This window comes from Hwanghaeella sp. LZ110 (assembly GCF_048892525.1).
In the GTDB taxonomy this organism is placed as follows: domain Bacteria; phylum Pseudomonadota; class Alphaproteobacteria; order UBA8366; family Aestuariispiraceae; genus Pacificispira.
The window spans coordinates 19753-35944 of the sequence record NZ_JBLZHT010000005.1 but is presented as its reverse complement, the minus strand read 5'-3'; the positions used below and the strand labels follow the sequence as shown (position 1 = coordinate 35944).

Here is a 16192-nt window from a genome sequence, read left to right as displayed (position 1 = left end):
GGGGTCCACAACGGTATCAAAGATTGAGCGTCTTGATTAGACGATCATTCCAAAGACGTCCAGCAGTCACCCCGTCACAGGCAAAAAAGAACTCTGGAATGAGCAAACAACGCAACAATTCTCATTCAGTTGTATCAATGTAATTTGGGAATTTCTCGTATGAGTTTACCAATCCGTGGTTTGGCTTATGAGCCTCATCCAAAAAAAAGTTCTTAAATGCTACTTCATAGGACGAAAGCTCGTTTGATATCATGCCTGAAAACAATGTGTAGATATCAGGATTTTTTCTCTCAGGTACATTAAATAGATCATAAAATAAACGGCAATTATACTCTTTTTCTAAAATATCATTCAAAGTTATTAAAGAAGACAAGAGAATAGAAAATTCATCATGATTATGAAATATAAGAAAATTCTTAGAGGTGAATTCTGGTATATCTGTAATTATTTTTGCATTGTTCCTTTTGTGTGTGCTGAAATTTCTAGAAATAACGCGATTTAAGAAGTTGATAGCATAGAACACAGCGGTTCTACCTTTTTCATTAAGATACAGGTACGGTTTTCCTGGTTGAGTCGTGGAATCAGGTCCATCAAGATTGTATCTTACGTAGATGTTCTTGCTGTCCCAGGTTTTATCTAGCGTTTGTGTTTCATCCTCATGTTGCCGCCAATAAAACTGCAGGAAAGAGCGTGCTGCTGGTGTATTATCAGTTGCACTGATAGCAACATTCAACTGCCCTGTTTCTGGAATATAGGAAACCATTTGACCGGTTTGGTGTCGAAAAGACACGTACGGGACATAGATACAACTTACACGGCCACTGGTTTCAAATTCAACCAATCTTGCATCTGCTGAAACTGGGGGTTCCGTATCTTGAGCGTTCCCGACCGCTGCGAACATTGCAAAAACAAAAACAAAAATGAATGCCAGTTCAGACATCGTTGTTGGCATCATGTCTTGTTGTTCTGATTGGGCCATTGGAGCGTCCTAGACTTTACTACCATTTGAGTAACGTCGAATGGCATTTCGCGTATCTCGCGAAATCTCATCTTCGCCACAGGGGGGACGCGTGGATGTAGCGGTCTGATAGATTGGATAATATCCATCCGTTCGCCCAGGGTGACCGTCGATACCATACACCGTATCCTGGGGCCTTTGTGGTAGTTTCTGTAGGAACTTAACTAAGTTCAACCAACAGGATTGAGCATCAATCAAGCCGCAGTATCTATGCCCCGCGACTGGTTCAGAATTTCCGTCGTTGAACCCCGCTTCAGGTTTTTGACGGGGCGGCTCGCTCTCTGATAGTTTCGAAGAACTCTCATGTTCACTGCGACTGTTTGAATTATTTCCGGAGCGAAAATGAGCATTCAGTTCAGGTCGTGACCTGACGACTGAATAGTGTCCCTTGGCAACAATGTGAATTATGAACCCTATAACTGTTGATGACACAGCTGCTGCAGCATTTGTTGAAACGTTAACCAGAAACTGCTTTATCTGTTCCTGACTCTGGTTTTTGGTAATCGGTCCATTGAATGGTGCTGTTTCTGGTCGGGGGCTTTCGACGTTTGAATTTCCCGATGTGGATTGTGAATCCGCATCGGATGCACTTGTAGAGTTAATAGCAGCGGTCTCTGTTGACTGTTTTGCTGCGGATTCTGGTGAAATTGGTAACGTACTGAAATACATTGATACCGCAATTGCAATCAATGTGGAAACAAAACCCAGGTAATAATGGATGCTAATTCTCTCTGCAGCTTCGTCGGGGGAACTGCCTTTGCGCGGCCAAATGCAACCAGCAAAAATGACTTGAACCAGAAGAATAAGACCTGCGCCGACAAGTGGCTTATGTTGGGTAAGTGCATTTAGTGCTGATAACTCTTGACCCTTTTCAGAGGCGAAATTCAGATTTGCCAGGGTGACGAGGATGAGGAGTATTATCATCGTCGCTATTGAGAAAGACGCTCCTACAAAATATTTTTCGCGTTGTTGTGCCATTGTTGCACCCCTCAACGATGATCGAAAAGGCGTTGTTGCAATTTTCGCGCGGCATAGTCGGTATTGTCTTCATTCAGAAGGGCGCGGATGCGGGCTTTCAGGAAGCGGTCGAAGGCGTCGGTATCGTCAGAGTTGTCGCTTTCTGGGTATTTTGCGGTGTTTTCGGCTTTGGTATGCGCGGCGGTATAGGCGCTGTCCTGGCCGATGGGATCACCCGCAGGCTTGCTCCAATCGATAAACTGCCCGACGGAATGGATCAGGTCATTGCGCGCGCTTTGAATGGCGTCGGCGACATCGGTCTCTTGGCTGGCCGTGGCATCCAGATGGGGTTCTGGGGTCAGGCCATAGGGAATGGGCCCAACGATGACACTGGGCAGGTCAAAGATGTTGAACTGTTCCCGATCCAGCAGACCGATAACGGAATGATTCGGCTTCGCGGTTGTCATGCTGTAGCGCAGGGCCAGGCAGAACATGACAATCGGGTCGGCGGTGGTGATATTGGCGATCACCAGGGCAGCCTTTGTCGTATGATCCTTGTGTTCGCGCGTCATATAGCCTGACCGCGTGATATGTGAGGATCGTACAATCCTGAAGCCCCGCCCGGTGATGGATGGCTCTATGATCTGATTGAAGATCGTATTCAGGTCTCCGTGGGTCAGGGCATCTGGATGCGCATCATCGCGCTGTTTCACCGGTGTGGGTTCCAGCACGAAGCACAAATTTGGATCTTTGGTCGTCATTGTGTTTGCCCTTCTTAATATTCCAGGGAAAGTCGGAATGCCTTTGTTGGCATGGTTGTCTTGAAGAAATCGGTCCAGAAGGCGCGAAACTGGGTCGCCGTGCCGGACGGCAGCAAGGCCGCGGCATATCCTTTTTCTTCGATCAGACTCTGCTGTCCCAACCGTTTGCCAAAACCAAAGGCAGTAACAGTCGCATTTGCCAGAAAGTGATTTTCGGGAATAACCCCCCGTGCTTTGCGCTCCAGCGCTTGCCGCGCGGTGAAATCAAACGCGTTGATTTTGTAATTCAGCGGCGAATATTCCAGCATGTCCGAGAAAATATAGAAGTCGCTAATAGAGCTGTCGGAATATTGATAGGCCAGATTCTCAAGAGTGTTGATCAGATGGGTGGCATCAGAAACCGCCGACGCCGCGTTCAGGTCGTTCATAAATTTTGTAAACGCGGCGACAAACAGGCGTTTGTCGCGCTGAATCAGAACATTCGAACAGATATGTTGCCAGTTGGAATTGCCGGATTCGATCTCGTCGGGGCAGCCCGGAATGCAGGATGAAAAGGCACGCGTTAAAGCGCCAGGCTGACCGGCGATCAGATAAATATCCAGTTGGTTGCCTGGAATCAACTCCTGGAATATGCGGTTAAACCCTTCAGCAAAGCGCGTCATATCAATGGTGTCAAAGTTTTCGGTTTGATCGATCAGCATCAGGGTGTGGGATGGCGGGCTGGCAGGACCGCAATAGGTGGAAAACGCCTGTGCCTGTGCGGTGTCAGGGGTGCTGATGCCAGCCAGAAGGGCCAGAAAGCCCAATAAGGACGAGCGTAACATTGTCATTCGACCAATACCTCCTCGCCCAGAAGTCTCAATCCGAAATTACCAAAATAGACGGGCCGCTGTGATTTGCGCGATTGGGCATTGCTCTCCTGATAGGCGGTCAACTGTTGGGACAAGATGTTAAGGACGGTGCGGATATCGTTTTCGATCTGGCGCTTCAGCTGCATCCGCTCTTCTTCGAGTTTCTGAATATCCTGATCGATCTGATCGGCCAGGCGTTCTGCAGACGATATCCGTTTGGACATCTCGTTTTCTATGTCGGACGCATCGCGGTTGAAATCGCGCATATAGTAATCAACGGCACGTTCCGTCTGGCGCTTTTTCAAATAGGCTTGTTCCAACTCTGGTTCTCTGTCGTGGCGCAGGCAGGACAAAACTGTTCCGATTAACAAAACCAATCCGTTCAAGAGCAGCAGACCCACCTGGGCAAAGTTGCTTTCTGTCGGGTCGCCAAACAGGGCGTTGGACAGATTTCCAAATAGGTTTGAGAAGAAGTTGCTTGCACCCACCTGGGCGATTTCGGGCGGGGGTGTTGCCCCTGGGACCTGAATGATTGCAGATTGCGCGGCAACCGTTGCTGTGACTTCCCCGCGCATTTGGAACAATACCAGAATCATCGTGGCCATCAGCAGCAGGGTTAGCAGGATAAGGACCAAATGCCACAACTTCCGCCAGCCAGATACAGCGATAAACCGCAGCATTTGCACCCCAAGGAAATGGGCCTGCAGGATAAAGGTGACACCGATCAGGAAGGCGATGATGTAAGATATCCAGGCGGAAAATTCGAAGGACAACTGAACCGCCAATTGATTGACTGGCACTTCCAGAAGCGCCAGAAACAGCAATACCAGAATGTAGATAGACAGCCATGAAAACCAAGGGCGATCGATGATGGGCTCGTGCATGCGCAAACTGGGCGCGCGCCCAAATTCATGTTCCCGCTCCCGATAAGTTCGGTTCGCCTCGTCCCGTTGCCGCACCAACTCCGTATAGCGATGCGATCCCTTGCCAACCAAATCATTCACCCGTTGCAGGCGGGATTGCTTTTCCACATACAGCGAGCTTTTCCGTGAACTGTAATCATCATCGCGCAACGAAACGAATTCGCGGATGCGCAGATCGATTTTGTCGATTTCGGTGCGCATGCGTCGGATGTATTCGTTCAAGGCAGTCCGGGCTTCAGCAATGCGATATGCCTCATGCGGCGAGAAATCGGTATCCTCTACCGCTGGCAATTCCCGGTAGCCGTCTTCAGCCCCCCGTTGCCGATCAAGGCGCGCGTCTCTGCTGCTGAAATTCTGGTAATAGGCCAGAGTTTCAGCCGCTATGAATCTATCCATCTGGGACCCCCCCAAAGCGATTTAGCGAACTATTCAATCGTGACGATATGAAGGATAAATTTTACAATCAATTAAAAAATCATTCATAAGTACATGAAATTAAATATTGCTATTTAAGATAGCCATATGATCAACTTTTAGGGTCCCTTTGGGTGGATTGATCGGTCGGGTGTGGTTTTTCTTGTGCTGTGCCTTGCGCGGACTTGCCGTGTCGGATAGGGAACAAGGCAGTATTTTTTCGTCCAAAAATGACACCATGCGGACACTGCAAGTATGAAACGCAGTGCGGCATGGGTCGCAACGAAAGGGCTGTAAAATAATGGCACGGAACAAGATTGCGCTGGTTGGCGCTGGGAATATTGGTGGGACGCTGGCGCTTTTGGCTGGTCTGAAGCAACTGGGTGACGTCGTCGTCTTCGACATTGTCGACGGCATGCCGCAGGGCAAGGCGTTGGATATCGCGCAGGCTGCCCCGGTTGAAGGGTTTGATGCAAAAATGTCAGGTACCAATGACTATGCGGATCTGAAAGGGTCTGATGTGGTTATCGTTACCGCCGGTGTTGCGCGCAAACCTGGCATGAGCCGCGACGATCTGATCGGCATCAATGCGAAGGTCATGAAATCGGTGGGTGAGGGCATTAAAACCCATTGCCCGGACGCCTTTGTTATCTGCATCACCAATCCGCTGGACGTCATGGTCGGCCTGCTGCAGCGTGAAAGCGGTCTGCCGGAGAACAAGGTCGTTGGTATGGCGGGCGTGCTGGACAGCGCGCGGTTCCGTTGTTTCCTGGCTGAAGAATTTGATGTGTCTGTGGAAGACGTCACCGCCTTCGTTCTGGGCGGTCATGGCGACACAATGGTGCCGCTGATTCGATATTCAACGGTTGCAGGCATTCCCGTGCCGGACCTGATCGAAATGGGTTGGTCAACCCAGGAAAAGATCGATGCCATCGTCAAGCGGACCCGTGGCGGCGGCGGCGAAATTGTTGCCCTGCTGAAAACCGGTTCGGCCTTTTATGCACCGGCGTCTTCCGCAATTTCCATGGCGGAAAGCTATCTGCTGGATAAGAAGCGGGTTCTGCCCTGCGCCGCCTATTGTGATGGCGTTTATGGCCTGGATGGCTTGTATGTCGGCGTGCCGGTCGTGATCGGTGAAAATGGCGTGGAACGTGTTGTCGAAATCAACATGGACAAGGACGAACGCGCCATGTTCGACCATTCCGTCAATGCGGTTAAAGAATTGAATGCAGCCTTGGAAGACGTGCTGAAGGCCAGTTAATCAGACAGGGTTATCCAGTCTGGAATCTGTGGATGAAGGGCGGTGCTGCCGGAAGTCAGCGCCGCCTTTTTTCTGACCGCATCCAGGCGCAGAAGGGCCAATCCCCAATCGCCCGCAATGCTGAACAGTGTCCCTGCATCCTTTCCTTCTGGCGTCAGGACCTGACTGCCTTCCTCGGGTATGCCGCCTGACAGTCGGACAGGCAAAAGACGCTTTTTGGTCAGGCCGCGATACTTCGTTCGGGCCGTCAGTTCCTGGCCCATGTAACAGCCTTTTTTCCAGTCCAGGCCGTTCAGTTCATCAAATCCATGCTCCAACAGGATTGCCTTATCGGGCTGAATATCCCGTGCCCCGTCAGGAATGCCCAGTGGGATGCGGTGCGCGTCCCAATCCGTGCGACTGCGCTCTGTCGCGCCGTGCTGCAACAACCACGGGCGCGCCATATCTGCCGGGGCGATCAATCTGTATCCCATGGCGGGCAGGCGGGGGTCCGCAAACAAAATGCCCCCGGCAACGGGTTCTGCCGTTCCATCCGGTGATAGGGCGTCTGATCCGTCCCCCCAGATCGCAAAGCAGTGCAGCGCTGGCTCTACGCCCAATTTGGCATCGGCCCGAAGGACATAGCGTCGCAACGTCTGCCCCAAATCCATCAGACGGTCACCGCCTTCACAGTCGATCAGGATCCTGTCACCATCGGCGATCAGGAAAAAGTCATGGCGAAATTTTCCCTGCGCCGTCAGCAAGGCCGACCATAGGGCGCGCCCGGAGTCCAGCTTGGCAACATCGTTGGACACCAGCCCTTGCAAGAACGCGATCCTGTCGGTCCCGGACAATGTGATGACACCCCGGCCCGTCAGTTCGGCAAAATTTGTCATGACGCATTCTCCTTGACGCGAAACGGCTATTTTACACAGGTAAGCATGACCGGTTCTGTTGGCAAGCGGGGACAAGGCGGGTATAGGGTCCTCCCGACACCGGATCCAGACACTGGAAAGGCCTGTTACAGCTCTATGCGCCTTCTTTTCATAACCTCCAATCGAATTGGGGATGCGGTTTTATCGACCGGTCTGTTGTCGCATTTGATCGATCGGGATCCAGGCATCCGCGTGACTATTGCGGCGGGCCCGGCCTCTGCGCCTTTGTTTGAGGCCGTGCCGGGGCTGGAACGTTTGATTGTCCTGAACAAAGCCCGGTTTCATGGCCATTGGTGGCGTCTGTGGCGGGCGGTTGGTCTGCGAAAATGGGATGTTGCCGTAGACCTGCGCCGATCCGCCATTTTAAATGCATTGCGGGCGGAAGAAAAATTGCGCGTGCCAAAGCCTGTGCAGCCGATTCATCGCGTCGATGTTCTGGGCAGCATGGTTGGGCGCGCAGATAATCCACCCTTGCCAAAAATGTGGTGGTCGCCTGACCATGAAGAGCGGGCTGCGGCAAAGATTGGATCAGGAAATGGGAAAGTACTGGCAATAGGCCCGACTGCCAACTGGCAGGGAAAGATATGGCCAGCCGACAGATTCGTATCCTTGATTGACGCTTTGACCGGCCCTTCTGGTCCGTTGCCCAGGGCGAAAGTGGCGGTCTTCGGTGGGCCGGGGGAGCGGCAACAGGCAATGCCGGTCCTGCAATCCGTTCCGGAAGACAGGCGCATTGATCTGGTTGGAACAGTGGACCTGCTGACCGCTGCGGCGGCAATGTCGCGAATGGCCCTTTATGTTGGTAATGATTCCGGGCTGATGCATATGTCCGCCGCGGTTGGCACCCCGACTTTGGGGCTGTTTGGACCGTCGCAAGAGGCCCTGTATGCGCCCCGCGGCCCGCGCGCTGCTTTTCTGCGAACGCCGGAAACCATGGCGGAACTTATTGGCTTTTCAGGCTACGACCGGCATACAGTTGGCAGTTTGATGGGAAGTCTGTCCACCGATCAGGTTATCGCTGGCGCCACCGATCTGCTGGGATAACGGTGCGGTTATTGGCGATTCTGGCGTTCCAGGATCTCACGCGCCTTTAAATGAATTTGCAGGCTATAGCCCGCCGCAAAAAAGGCCAGGGCAAGGCCATAGATCCCTTCGCGATATCCCTTGCGAGCAATATAGGATTTCCAGCCGCGCGTCAGAACTCGGCGCAGCGCGGAACTGAGGGACGGGACGGTGTTCTTATCCACCGCATCCTGGGCCATCAGGGTCGTGTAGCGGTTCATCCGGTCGAACATATCGGCCAGATCCTTATCCACCAGATGGATCAGGCCATGGCGCAGCGATCCCAACCGCGTCCCGGTTTGCAGGGACGGATGCACTCGCTCTGGGCCCCAGACCTTGGCCCCCTTGGAAAACAGACGGGGTGCAGAGGCCGCGCCATTATAGGCTCCCCAGCCATATCGAACCTCGCGGTCGCCAATCATGTTACGGATGGGGATCAGGTATAATCCATCGGGGCTGCTCTGGATCAGATCTGTCACTTCCTGGGCCACCGACTCGGTTGCGCGTTCATCCGCGTCCACTTCCAGAATCCAGTCGCTGGTGCAGGCCTGGATACCGGTATTGCGCCGTTCCCCTTCGGACGGCCAACTGCCTTCGATGATCAAGGCCCCGGCCTGGTGTGCGATCGCTTTGCTTTCATCGGTCGTGCGGTCCAGGACAACAACGATCTGATCTGCAAAACGTAATGATTTCAAACAGTCCGGCAACATCGCCTGTTCATTCCGGGCGACGATAAGGCAGGAGAGTGTCTTGCGCTTGGTGGTGCTGTTTTCGCTCATAACCTTGCGTATATCCGAGATTTCCAACCCCGAAAAGGAAGGATTAATTTGCCTCTGGAAACGAGCATCTGTAGTCTCCCGCTGAAACCCGCGCGTCTGGCTGACCCAGACGCTCCTTAAAATCGGATGATCCAGTGTCCGCGTGCTGATGACAGAGCCAAGCAGTCTTCGCCCCCCAGATCAATTCATGGATGGCCGCATGTTTCTTGCCGCAGCGCTGGTTGCGGCCTGGATCGGGTTGGTTCTGGCACCAGGATGGGCAGGATATGGCGTCATCCTGGTTATGATTTGCGCCTGTATTGTTACGATTTTTCGCGGCTATACGCATCTGTTGACCTTGCCCAGGGCGATGGGAACCGTGGGCTGGCTCACATTGGCCCTGGCGCTGTGGGGGGCAGCCAGTATTTTCTGGTCTGCCCAGCCGGACATCACAACGCCAATCGTGATTGTGCTATGCGGGGCGGTTTTATTGGGCGTGCCTGCGATTTTTCTGGCCGGTCATCTGACATCGGATTCGGCGGTGGTCGTTCCCACATTGTATGGTGCCTTTGCGATTGTTGCGATTATGGTTTTCGAAGCCGCATCCGATGGTGCTTTGCGTGGTATTCTGCGAATCAATGGGCCCCAATTCAGTATTCTCTATGTCCTCCTGAGCATTTTTATGTGGCCTGTCGCAGCATTGGTGCAGCGCGCCTATGGATGGAAAGAAGCGGCACTGTGGCTGGTGATCTGTCTTGCTGTGCTGTTGATCGCGGCCGGCCCGATAGCCCGGATTGTGTCGGTTGTTGGTCTGGTGTGTTTCTTGTTGTGTTTTATCTCCATTGTTCTGACACGTCTGATGCTGTTATTGGCCCTGTTGGCGTGGAGCTTTGGTCCAGCCGTTGCCGTCACGCTGTACGGGGACCGCATGAACGGCTGGATCCTGGAGAATGGCACGAATTTTCCCTATCTCACCAACAAGGTGGATGCGTGGCGCGCCGGCCTGGCATCCTGGGCTGAATCGCCCTTGCTTGGCTGGGGCGCCGGAATTGTCTCGGCGGATGGGGCACAGTCCTTTTCAACCGCGTCGGTGCAGACCAGTGCTTTTCTGGAACTGATGTTGGGGACAGGCATAGTCGGCCTGATGCTGGCTATTCTGGGCGTTTGCTTTCTGATTTTGCGCTGTGTTCAAGGCCCGCGGGAGGGATGGCGGCTGCCGGCTGCTGCTGCAGTTATTGGAACCGGTCTGGCAATAGCTGTTTCCGGCCTTGGGTTTTGGCAGGGTTGGGTCTTGGCAGCGTTCGTCCTGTCCGGCCTTGCTGTGGCGGGATGTCGTCCCATTGAGTCGAAAGGGGCATCTTTGGGGTCCATTTTTGACAACGCCAGGAATGATCCGACCCTCTATCATTTCGACAATGATCTTTATGAGGATGATGATCCGGGCGACGACGAATACGAACCTGAAGACGACGACGACTATGATGAGGATGATCGTGACGAGCGGGATCCCGATTTGTCCCGACAGAGATCCCACGCATTGGAAGAGTCGCATTCAAGCACTGAGACGTCGGAGGATGAGGAGGAATGGCAAATTGATGTCGATCCCTCGGATCCCGACAAGCGGAGGTAAAGAGTAGCAAGTGTCTGTATCCGTTCTGCAAGTGATGGCCGGGGCGCAAACCGGTGGGGCTGAGGCCTTTTTCATTCGGTTGGTCTGTGCCCTGGCGCGCGCAGGGACACCGCAACAAGCGGCCATTCGGCATCATGATGGTCGTCGCAAGACCCTGATAGAGGCAGGCGTCCCGGTTACGGAGCTGGCCTTTTCCGGGAAATTCGACATGATTACCAAGGGCAGCGTTAAGCGCCTGGCGAAAAGCTTCAATCCGGATGTAGTGCTGGTTTGGATGAATCGCGCTGCCAAGATTGCCCCAAAAGGGGATTGGACGGTGGTCGGTCGATTGGGCGGCTATTACAAGCTGAAGAACTATAAGCGCTGTGATCATCTGGTCGCCAACACCCATGATATCAGGGACTATCTGATCCGGGAGGGCTGGCCAGAGGAGCGGGCGTGGTACCTGCCCAACTTTGTCGATGATCGCCGTATGCCACCTGTTGATCGCGCAGAATTCGATACGCCCCAGGGCGCGCCGCTGCTGTTGTGCCTGGGGCGATTGCATCCCAACAAAGGGTTCGATACGGCGTTGGAAACATTGGCGCAATTGCCAAAGGCGTATCTATGGATCGCAGGCGATGGCAAGGAAGAGCAGGCCTTGAAGCAGCAGGCGGCGCAATTGGGCATCAGCAATCGGGTGCGTTTCCTGGGCTGGCGAGAAGACACACCAGCCTTGCTTTCTGCGGCAGATATTTTCTTCTGTTCGTCGCGGCATGAGCCCTTGGGCAATATCGTTCTGGAAGCCTGGGCACAGGGTGTGCCGGTCGTTGCCGCAGCGTCCCAAGGGCCCAGTCAGTTGATAGAAGACGGCAAGACCGGCCTGTTGGCACCTGTCGACAATGCTAAAGAACTGTCGCGCACCATTGCGCGACTGTTGGACGATCGCAGCCTTGGTCAGGAACTTGTCGGGCATGCGCATGCGGAATTCACTGACAAGTACTCTGAAGGCCCGGTTGTCGCCGCCTATCAGGAATTTTTTGAAAAGATCCGCCAATCCTCGTGAACGGAATGGCGATCCCTGGAGCATGATAGAAGTATATGTGCGGCATTGCTGGCCTTATGATGCGGGATGGGTCCGCGCCCAAAGATGCGGTCCTGGATCGCTTGATCACGGCCTTGGGGCATCGTGGCCCGGATGGCAGTGGCCGTCATATTGCTGGCGATACGGCATTGTTGCAGACCAGGCTGGCAATTATCGATCTGACCACCGGGGATCAGCCGCTGTATGAGCCGGGCCGTGCGGCCCTGGTTGCCAATGGCGAAATCTACAATTACATCGAATTAAAAGCGGCGATGCCAGATACGCCGTTTCGCACCGCGTCGGATTGCGAGGCCGCCCTGTTCCTGTATCGCCGGGACGGGGTGCAATATGCCAAGGCGCTGCGTGGCATGTATTCCATTGCGATCCATGACCCGACAGCGGGGGGCAGCCTGGTTCTCAGCCGGGATCCGTTTGGTATCAAACCCCTGTATTATATTGAGACGCCCAGCGCCTTTGCCTTCGCGTCTGAACCGGGCGCGCTGATCAAAGCGGGATTGATTAATCCAATGCTGGATGATGAAGCCCGAGATACCTTTTTGCAGTTACAGTTTTCCTGTGGACGGGATCTCCCCTTGAAAGGCATAAAACGCGTCCTGCCGGGCGAGACATTGATCGTGCGCCAGGGCCGGATTGTTGAACGCCACAGACTGCCAGCACTCCCCCAGGGCGGGCCGGAACCGATTACCGAAGCGGAAGCGCTGGCCCGGTTGGATGATGCATTGAGAGACAGCGTTCGGGTTCATCAACGATCTGACGTGCCCTATGGCATGTTTTTGTCCGGCGGGATCGATTCCAGCGCCATTCTGCGGATCATGGCGGATTTGAATGATGCCCCCGTTGTGGCATTCACCGCAGGGTTCGATGGAACCACCGTGCAGGATGAGCGCAGCCATGCCCGCATGCTCGCCAAACGCCTGGGCGCACAGCATGAAGAAGTTTCATTCGGACAGAAGGATTTCAATCAATTGCTGCCACGCATCGCGGCGGCCATTGATGACCCGACAGCAGATTATGCGGTCTTGCCCAGTTGGGCCCTGGCAGAGCGCGCAGCGCAGGATTTAAAGGTCGTGTTGTGCGGGGAGGGGGGTGACGAACTTTTCGGGGGATATGGTCGCTATAGATCGGTTCTGCGCCCCTGGTGGATGGGGGGGAAATCCATCCGAGGTAAGGGTGTGTTTGATCGTTTGGGCGTTTTGCGCGACGTCTCCTCTACCTGGCGTGACAGCATTGCAGGGCGGGAAGCAACCGACAGCATGGATGGGCTGAACCGGCTGCAGGCCGCCCAGGCGACGGATTGTCAGGATTGGCTGCCCAATGATCTGCTGGTTAAGCTGGACCGCTGTTTGATGGCCCATGGGCTGGAGGGGCGCACCCCATTCCTAGACCCTGTTGTGGCCCAGGCGGCGTTTCGCCTGCCCGATATTTTGAAAATTCGTGAAGGACGCGGCAAGTGGATATTGCGACAATGGTTGGATCAGCATTTGCCGGAAGCTGATGCCTTTGCCCGCAAGCGCGGGTTCACGGTGCCGGTCGGCGCCTGGATTAAGTCAGATGCCGCCCGGTTGGGCGCAGCCGTCGCCCGCCAGGACTGCATTGCAGAAATCGCCCACCCTGATCGCGTGATCGCCCTGTTCAAGGCGGCGGGTAAAAAGCGTGAGGGGCAGGCGGCCTGGGTTCTGTTATTTTATGCTCTGTGGCATAAGGCTTGGATACAGCGGGTCGACACACATTCGGCGACAATTCTTGAGGCGTTGGAGGCGACATGACACAAGACACACTCAATCTGATCCGACCGGATGACTGGCATATTCATTTCCGCGATGGGGATATGCTGAAGACCGTGGTTCCGGCCACCGCATCCGTGTTTCGCCGTGCCATTGTAATGCCAAACCTGGTGCCGCCTGTAACCACCGCTGCGGCGGCACGCGTCTATCGTCAGCGTATTCTGGATGCCTGTCCGCCGGGTTCTAATTTCCAACCCTTGATGACAGCCTATCTGACAGAAACGCTGGACCCGGATGATCTGGCAGCAGGGCATGCGGCAGGCGATTTGACGGCGGTGAAACTGTATCCAGCGGGCGCGACAACGAATTCAGATGCCGGTGTGCGCGATATCCGCAAGGTGGATGCGACACTGAAACGGATGGCAGAAATTGGTATGCCGCTGCTGGTCCATGGGGAAGTGACAGATCCCGCAATTGATATTTTTGACCGGGAAGCCGTTTTCATCGAACGGGTGCTGAAACCCTTGATGGATCGTCTGTCGGATTTGAAGATCGTACTGGAACATATCACCACGCGCCAGGCGGTTGATTATGTTGCCACTGCCGGGGACCATCTGGCCGCCACGATCACGCCGCATCATATGGAAATCAATCGCACGGATATTTTCCGGGGGGGCATTCGCCCGCATCTGTATTGCCTGCCCATCGCCAAGCGGGAGGAGCATCGCCAGGCGGTTCGGGCCGCGGCAGTCAGCGGCAATCCCCGGTTTTTCCTGGGAACGGATTCAGCACCGCATCCGGTTCATGCGAAAGAAGCCGCCTGCGGCTGTGCCGGGATCTATAACGCGCCGGGCGCATTGTCGGTCTATGCCGGAATGTTCGAGGCCGATGGAGCCCTGGACAAGCTGGAAGGATTTGCCAGCGTGAATGGGCCCAGATTCTATGGTCTGCCGGTTAATGAGGAAAAGATAACCCTGCGCAAAACCGGCTGGACCGTGCCGGATGTCGTGACGACTGGCGGTGACACGATCCTGCCCTATCACGCCGGGGAAACGCTGCCTTGGGCGGTTGTCTAGATACCGACTATGCCTTTTTGTGGGAAAACTCCCAGTATAGGTCATGGGCCAGTTTGAATTTCGGCCCGGGCTGTAGGTCGCGATCCTCATAGCGAATGACCGGCATGACCTTGCCATAATTGCCTGAGTTGAAAATCTCATCCGCCTCAATCAAATCCTGGGCGGTCAGGCGGGTTTCCAGCACGGTTTCCCCCCGATCCCGCAATAATTTGATAACGCGCTGGCGGGTGATGCCGTTCAGGAAGGTGCCATTCACAACGGGTGTCTTCACAACACCATCCTTCGCCATGAAAAGGTTGGCCGTGGCAAATTCCGCGACATTGCCCAGCGGGTCCAGCATGACACAGTTATCAAAACCCTTGGCGCGGCATTCCAATAGCGCGCGCCCCGCATTGGGATACAGGCAGGACGCCTTTGCGTCTGTAGGTGCCGCATCGGGCATTGGCCGACGCCGCGTTGACAGGCAGGCGGAAAAGCCCTGTGTGCCCGGCATCGGCAGAGGGTTGACCGTCAGTGCAAATTTCGTCGAGTCCGGGTCTGGTGCGACAAAGCCAACCTCTGCCCAGAACATCGGGCGGATGTACAGGGCAGTATCAGATGAAAACTGGGCAACGCCTTCGCGTGCGATTTCTTCAATCTTCTTCGCATCCATCGTGGCGCGTAGACCCAGGGCTCCCGCAGATCGCACTGCACGCTGGCAATGCAGGTCCAGATCGGGCGTGACGCCTTCAAAGGCACGCGCGCCATCAAAAATCATAGAAGACAGCCAAACACCATGGGACATGGAATTCCACAAAGGGGCATTGGCATCGACCCATTTGCCATCGACATAGGTGATCGCGGTGGTTGTTGTCATTCTATTGGTCCTTCACTGTGATGAGGAATTCGGCGCAAAGGGCCAAAATCCATTACTGACGGGCCCAGGCGATGCGCGTAAGCCACAGAACATGCTGTGCCTGGATGGTTTCAATATCCCCCCCATTCAGAGGTGCGATATCAATGGTGTAAGGAGTTTGCCGCAGCAACGTTCCGATGAAAAGCCCGGCGTGACCTGTCAGGCTGTTCTTAAAGCGATAGACCACACGGTCCCCCCGCCGAACACTGATTCCCGGTGCGCAAACCAGCAGGTCACCCGCACGATAGACGGGTTCAAAGTGATCGGACTTTATGTGCAGGCCAAAGCAATGGGGGTCTTGTACGTCCGGGAATTCGACAAGATCCCAACCGGCCCCTGTAGGAAATCCATCATCATCATAATTCTGGTCATCGGCAGCCTTATCCAAGGGCAGCGTGGGCAGTTTGAACCCTGATCTGGTCGCGGGATCGCCATGCATGTAATTCACGAAATCGCCTAGGGAAACGCCGGCCACATCCAGAACTTTTGCCAGGCTGTCCATGGAAGGCCAGCGAAGCTCCCCATTTGGTTTCCGACGGCGACCTGCACTGAATACGGCCTGATCCAGCCCAGCCATGCGCGCAAGACGGGCGGGCGACACCCCAACCTGATCCGCAAGGTGATCAATCCCCAGCCAAATGTCTTTTTGCTTCATATGTCCTTCCTAAACGGGCAAATTAATTGTTTTCAAACTTGCGATCTATTAAATCCATTTAATCGGGATTATTCTAAACCTCAAGAAAAACAATTTTCGAACGAATGGCGGGGATACATACAGTTTGGTCGCACGGCCAATGCTGTAATGGTCGAAATCAGTTTAAATTACACATAGAAAGATCTCATAAAATTTAATTTTTTTAATTA

At 54.2% G+C, this 16192-nt stretch carries 15 protein-coding genes; 6 read left to right on the top strand and 9 right to left on the bottom strand.

All coding sequences use genetic code 11. The annotated features are described in order from the left end of the window. Positions 1–121: 121 nt before the first annotated feature. Genes ACOSDM_RS11360 through ACOSDM_RS11340 form a run of 5 tightly spaced genes read right to left on the bottom strand, consistent with a single transcriptional unit; the run spans position 122 to position 4906 of the window. Positions 122–979 carry a hypothetical protein gene (locus ACOSDM_RS11360; RefSeq protein ID WP_420724647.1) on the bottom strand — a complete coding sequence of 286 codons (858 nt, stop codon included), beginning with the start codon at positions 977–979 and terminating at the stop codon, positions 122–124. A 9-nt stretch (positions 980–988) separates the two neighbouring features. Continuing rightward, positions 989–1996 carry a hypothetical protein gene (locus ACOSDM_RS11355; RefSeq protein WP_420724646.1) on the bottom strand — a complete coding sequence of 336 codons (1008 nt, stop codon included), beginning with the start codon at positions 1994–1996 and terminating at the stop codon, positions 989–991. An 11-nt stretch (positions 1997–2007) separates the two neighbouring features. Continuing rightward, positions 2008–2736 carry a hypothetical protein gene (locus tag ACOSDM_RS11350; RefSeq protein ID WP_420724645.1) on the bottom strand — a complete coding sequence of 243 codons (729 nt, stop codon included), beginning with the start codon at positions 2734–2736 and terminating at the stop codon, positions 2008–2010. A 14-nt stretch (positions 2737–2750) separates the two neighbouring features. After that, positions 2751–3566, bottom strand: coding sequence for a hypothetical protein (locus tag ACOSDM_RS11345; protein ID WP_420724644.1), 816 nt, complete (start codon positions 3564–3566; stop codon positions 2751–2753). Then, positions 3563–4906, bottom strand: a complete 1344-nt coding sequence (locus ACOSDM_RS11340) for a hypothetical protein (RefSeq protein ID WP_420724643.1) — start codon at positions 4904–4906, stop codon at positions 3563–3565. Before ACOSDM_RS11340 ends, ACOSDM_RS11345 begins: the two co-directional genes overlap by 4 nt. Positions 4907–5225: 319 nt before the next feature. On the opposite strand from ACOSDM_RS11340, the gene mdh reads away from it, so the two are divergent. Further along, positions 5226–6185, top strand: a complete 960-nt coding sequence (gene mdh / locus ACOSDM_RS11335) for a malate dehydrogenase (protein ID WP_420724642.1) — start codon at positions 5226–5228, stop codon at positions 6183–6185. On the opposite strand, the gene ACOSDM_RS11330 is transcribed toward mdh, so the two are convergent. Then, positions 6182–7060, bottom strand: coding sequence for a YgfZ/GcvT domain-containing protein (locus tag ACOSDM_RS11330; protein ID WP_420724641.1), 879 nt, complete (start codon positions 7058–7060; stop codon positions 6182–6184). The genes mdh and ACOSDM_RS11330 overlap by 4 nt on opposite strands. A 45-nt stretch (positions 7061–7105) precedes the next feature. On the opposite strand from ACOSDM_RS11330, the gene ACOSDM_RS11325 reads away from it, so the two are divergent. Next, a complete protein-coding gene (locus tag ACOSDM_RS11325) occupies positions 7106–8143 on the top strand; it encodes a glycosyltransferase family 9 protein (protein ID WP_420724640.1) in 1038 nt (345 codons plus the stop codon). Between the two features lie 8 nt (positions 8144–8151). Here the strand turns inward: ACOSDM_RS11325 and ACOSDM_RS11320 are convergent, their stop codons facing one another. Next, positions 8152–8940: a glycosyltransferase family 2 protein gene (locus tag ACOSDM_RS11320; RefSeq protein WP_420724639.1), complete on the bottom strand. Its 789-nt coding sequence runs from the start codon at positions 8938–8940 to the stop codon at positions 8152–8154. 199 nt (positions 8941–9139) lie between these two features. Here ACOSDM_RS11320 and ACOSDM_RS11315 point away from each other — a divergent pair, with 199 nt between their 5' ends. Genes ACOSDM_RS11315 through pyrC form a run of 4 tightly spaced genes read left to right on the top strand, consistent with a single transcriptional unit; the run spans position 9140 to position 14433 of the window. Further along, positions 9140–10549: an O-antigen ligase family protein gene (locus ACOSDM_RS11315; RefSeq protein WP_420724638.1), complete on the top strand. Its 1410-nt coding sequence runs from the start codon at positions 9140–9142 to the stop codon at positions 10547–10549. A gap of 10 nt (positions 10550–10559) precedes the next feature. Continuing rightward, the gene (locus ACOSDM_RS11310) at positions 10560–11594 is read left to right on the top strand and encodes a glycosyltransferase (protein ID WP_420724637.1); all 1035 of its coding nucleotides are present in this window, start codon (positions 10560–10562) and stop codon (positions 11592–11594) included. Between the two features lie 35 nt (positions 11595–11629). Beyond that, positions 11630–13399: an asparagine synthase (glutamine-hydrolyzing) gene (gene asnB, locus ACOSDM_RS11305; RefSeq protein ID WP_420724636.1), complete on the top strand. Its 1770-nt coding sequence runs from the start codon at positions 11630–11632 to the stop codon at positions 13397–13399. Then, positions 13396–14433 (top strand): dihydroorotase, encoded by a 1038-nt coding sequence (pyrC, locus tag ACOSDM_RS11300; RefSeq protein WP_420724635.1) that lies wholly within the window; start codon positions 13396–13398, stop codon positions 14431–14433. The genes asnB and pyrC overlap by 4 nt, the downstream gene beginning before the upstream one ends. A 7-nt stretch (positions 14434–14440) precedes the next feature. Here pyrC and ACOSDM_RS11295 read toward each other — a convergent pair whose 3' ends face one another. Both ACOSDM_RS11295 and ACOSDM_RS11290 read right to left on the bottom strand, forming a co-directional pair. Continuing rightward, positions 14441–15289: a branched-chain amino acid aminotransferase gene (locus tag ACOSDM_RS11295; protein ID WP_420724634.1), complete on the bottom strand. Its 849-nt coding sequence runs from the start codon at positions 15287–15289 to the stop codon at positions 14441–14443. A 52-nt stretch (positions 15290–15341) separates the two neighbouring features. Further along, complete coding sequence (locus tag ACOSDM_RS11290; protein WP_420724633.1) at positions 15342–15983, bottom strand: S24 family peptidase; 642 nt, start codon at positions 15981–15983, stop codon at positions 15342–15344. Positions 15984–16192 lie beyond the last annotated feature (209 nt).

What these genes read in the sequence shown, in the direction of transcription:
- ACOSDM_RS11360 (WP_420724647.1), bottom strand. Translation starts at nt 979, where the DNA reads ATGGCCCAATCAGAACAACAAGACATGATGCCAACAACGATGTCTGAA.
- ACOSDM_RS11355 (WP_420724646.1), bottom strand. Translation starts at nt 1,996, where the DNA reads ATGGCACAACAACGCGAAAAATATTTTGTAGGAGCGTCTTTCTCAATA.
- ACOSDM_RS11350 (WP_420724645.1), bottom strand. Translation starts at nt 2,736, where the DNA reads ATGACGACCAAAGATCCAAATTTGTGCTTCGTGCTGGAACCCACACCG.
- ACOSDM_RS11345 (WP_420724644.1), bottom strand. Translation starts at nt 3,566, where the DNA reads ATGACAATGTTACGCTCGTCCTTATTGGGCTTTCTGGCCCTTCTGGCT.
- ACOSDM_RS11340 (WP_420724643.1), bottom strand. Translation starts at nt 4,906, where the DNA reads ATGGATAGATTCATAGCGGCTGAAACTCTGGCCTATTACCAGAATTTC.
- mdh (WP_420724642.1), top strand. Translation starts at nt 5,226, where the DNA reads ATGGCACGGAACAAGATTGCGCTGGTTGGCGCTGGGAATATTGGTGGG.
- ACOSDM_RS11330 (WP_420724641.1), bottom strand. Translation starts at nt 7,060, where the DNA reads ATGACAAATTTTGCCGAACTGACGGGCCGGGGTGTCATCACATTGTCC.
- ACOSDM_RS11325 (WP_420724640.1), top strand. Translation starts at nt 7,106, where the DNA reads ATGACCGGTTCTGTTGGCAAGCGGGGACAAGGCGGGTATAGGGTCCTC.
- ACOSDM_RS11320 (WP_420724639.1), bottom strand. Translation starts at nt 8,940, where the DNA reads ATGAGCGAAAACAGCACCACCAAGCGCAAGACACTCTCCTGCCTTATC.
- ACOSDM_RS11315 (WP_420724638.1), top strand. Translation starts at nt 9,140, where the DNA reads ATGTTTCTTGCCGCAGCGCTGGTTGCGGCCTGGATCGGGTTGGTTCTG.
- asnB (WP_420724636.1), top strand. Translation starts at nt 11,630, where the DNA reads ATGTGCGGCATTGCTGGCCTTATGATGCGGGATGGGTCCGCGCCCAAA.
- pyrC (WP_420724635.1), top strand. Translation starts at nt 13,396, where the DNA reads ATGACACAAGACACACTCAATCTGATCCGACCGGATGACTGGCATATT.
- ACOSDM_RS11295 (WP_420724634.1), bottom strand. Translation starts at nt 15,289, where the DNA reads ATGACAACAACCACCGCGATCACCTATGTCGATGGCAAATGGGTCGAT.
- ACOSDM_RS11290 (WP_420724633.1), bottom strand. Translation starts at nt 15,983, where the DNA reads ATGAAGCAAAAAGACATTTGGCTGGGGATTGATCACCTTGCGGATCAG.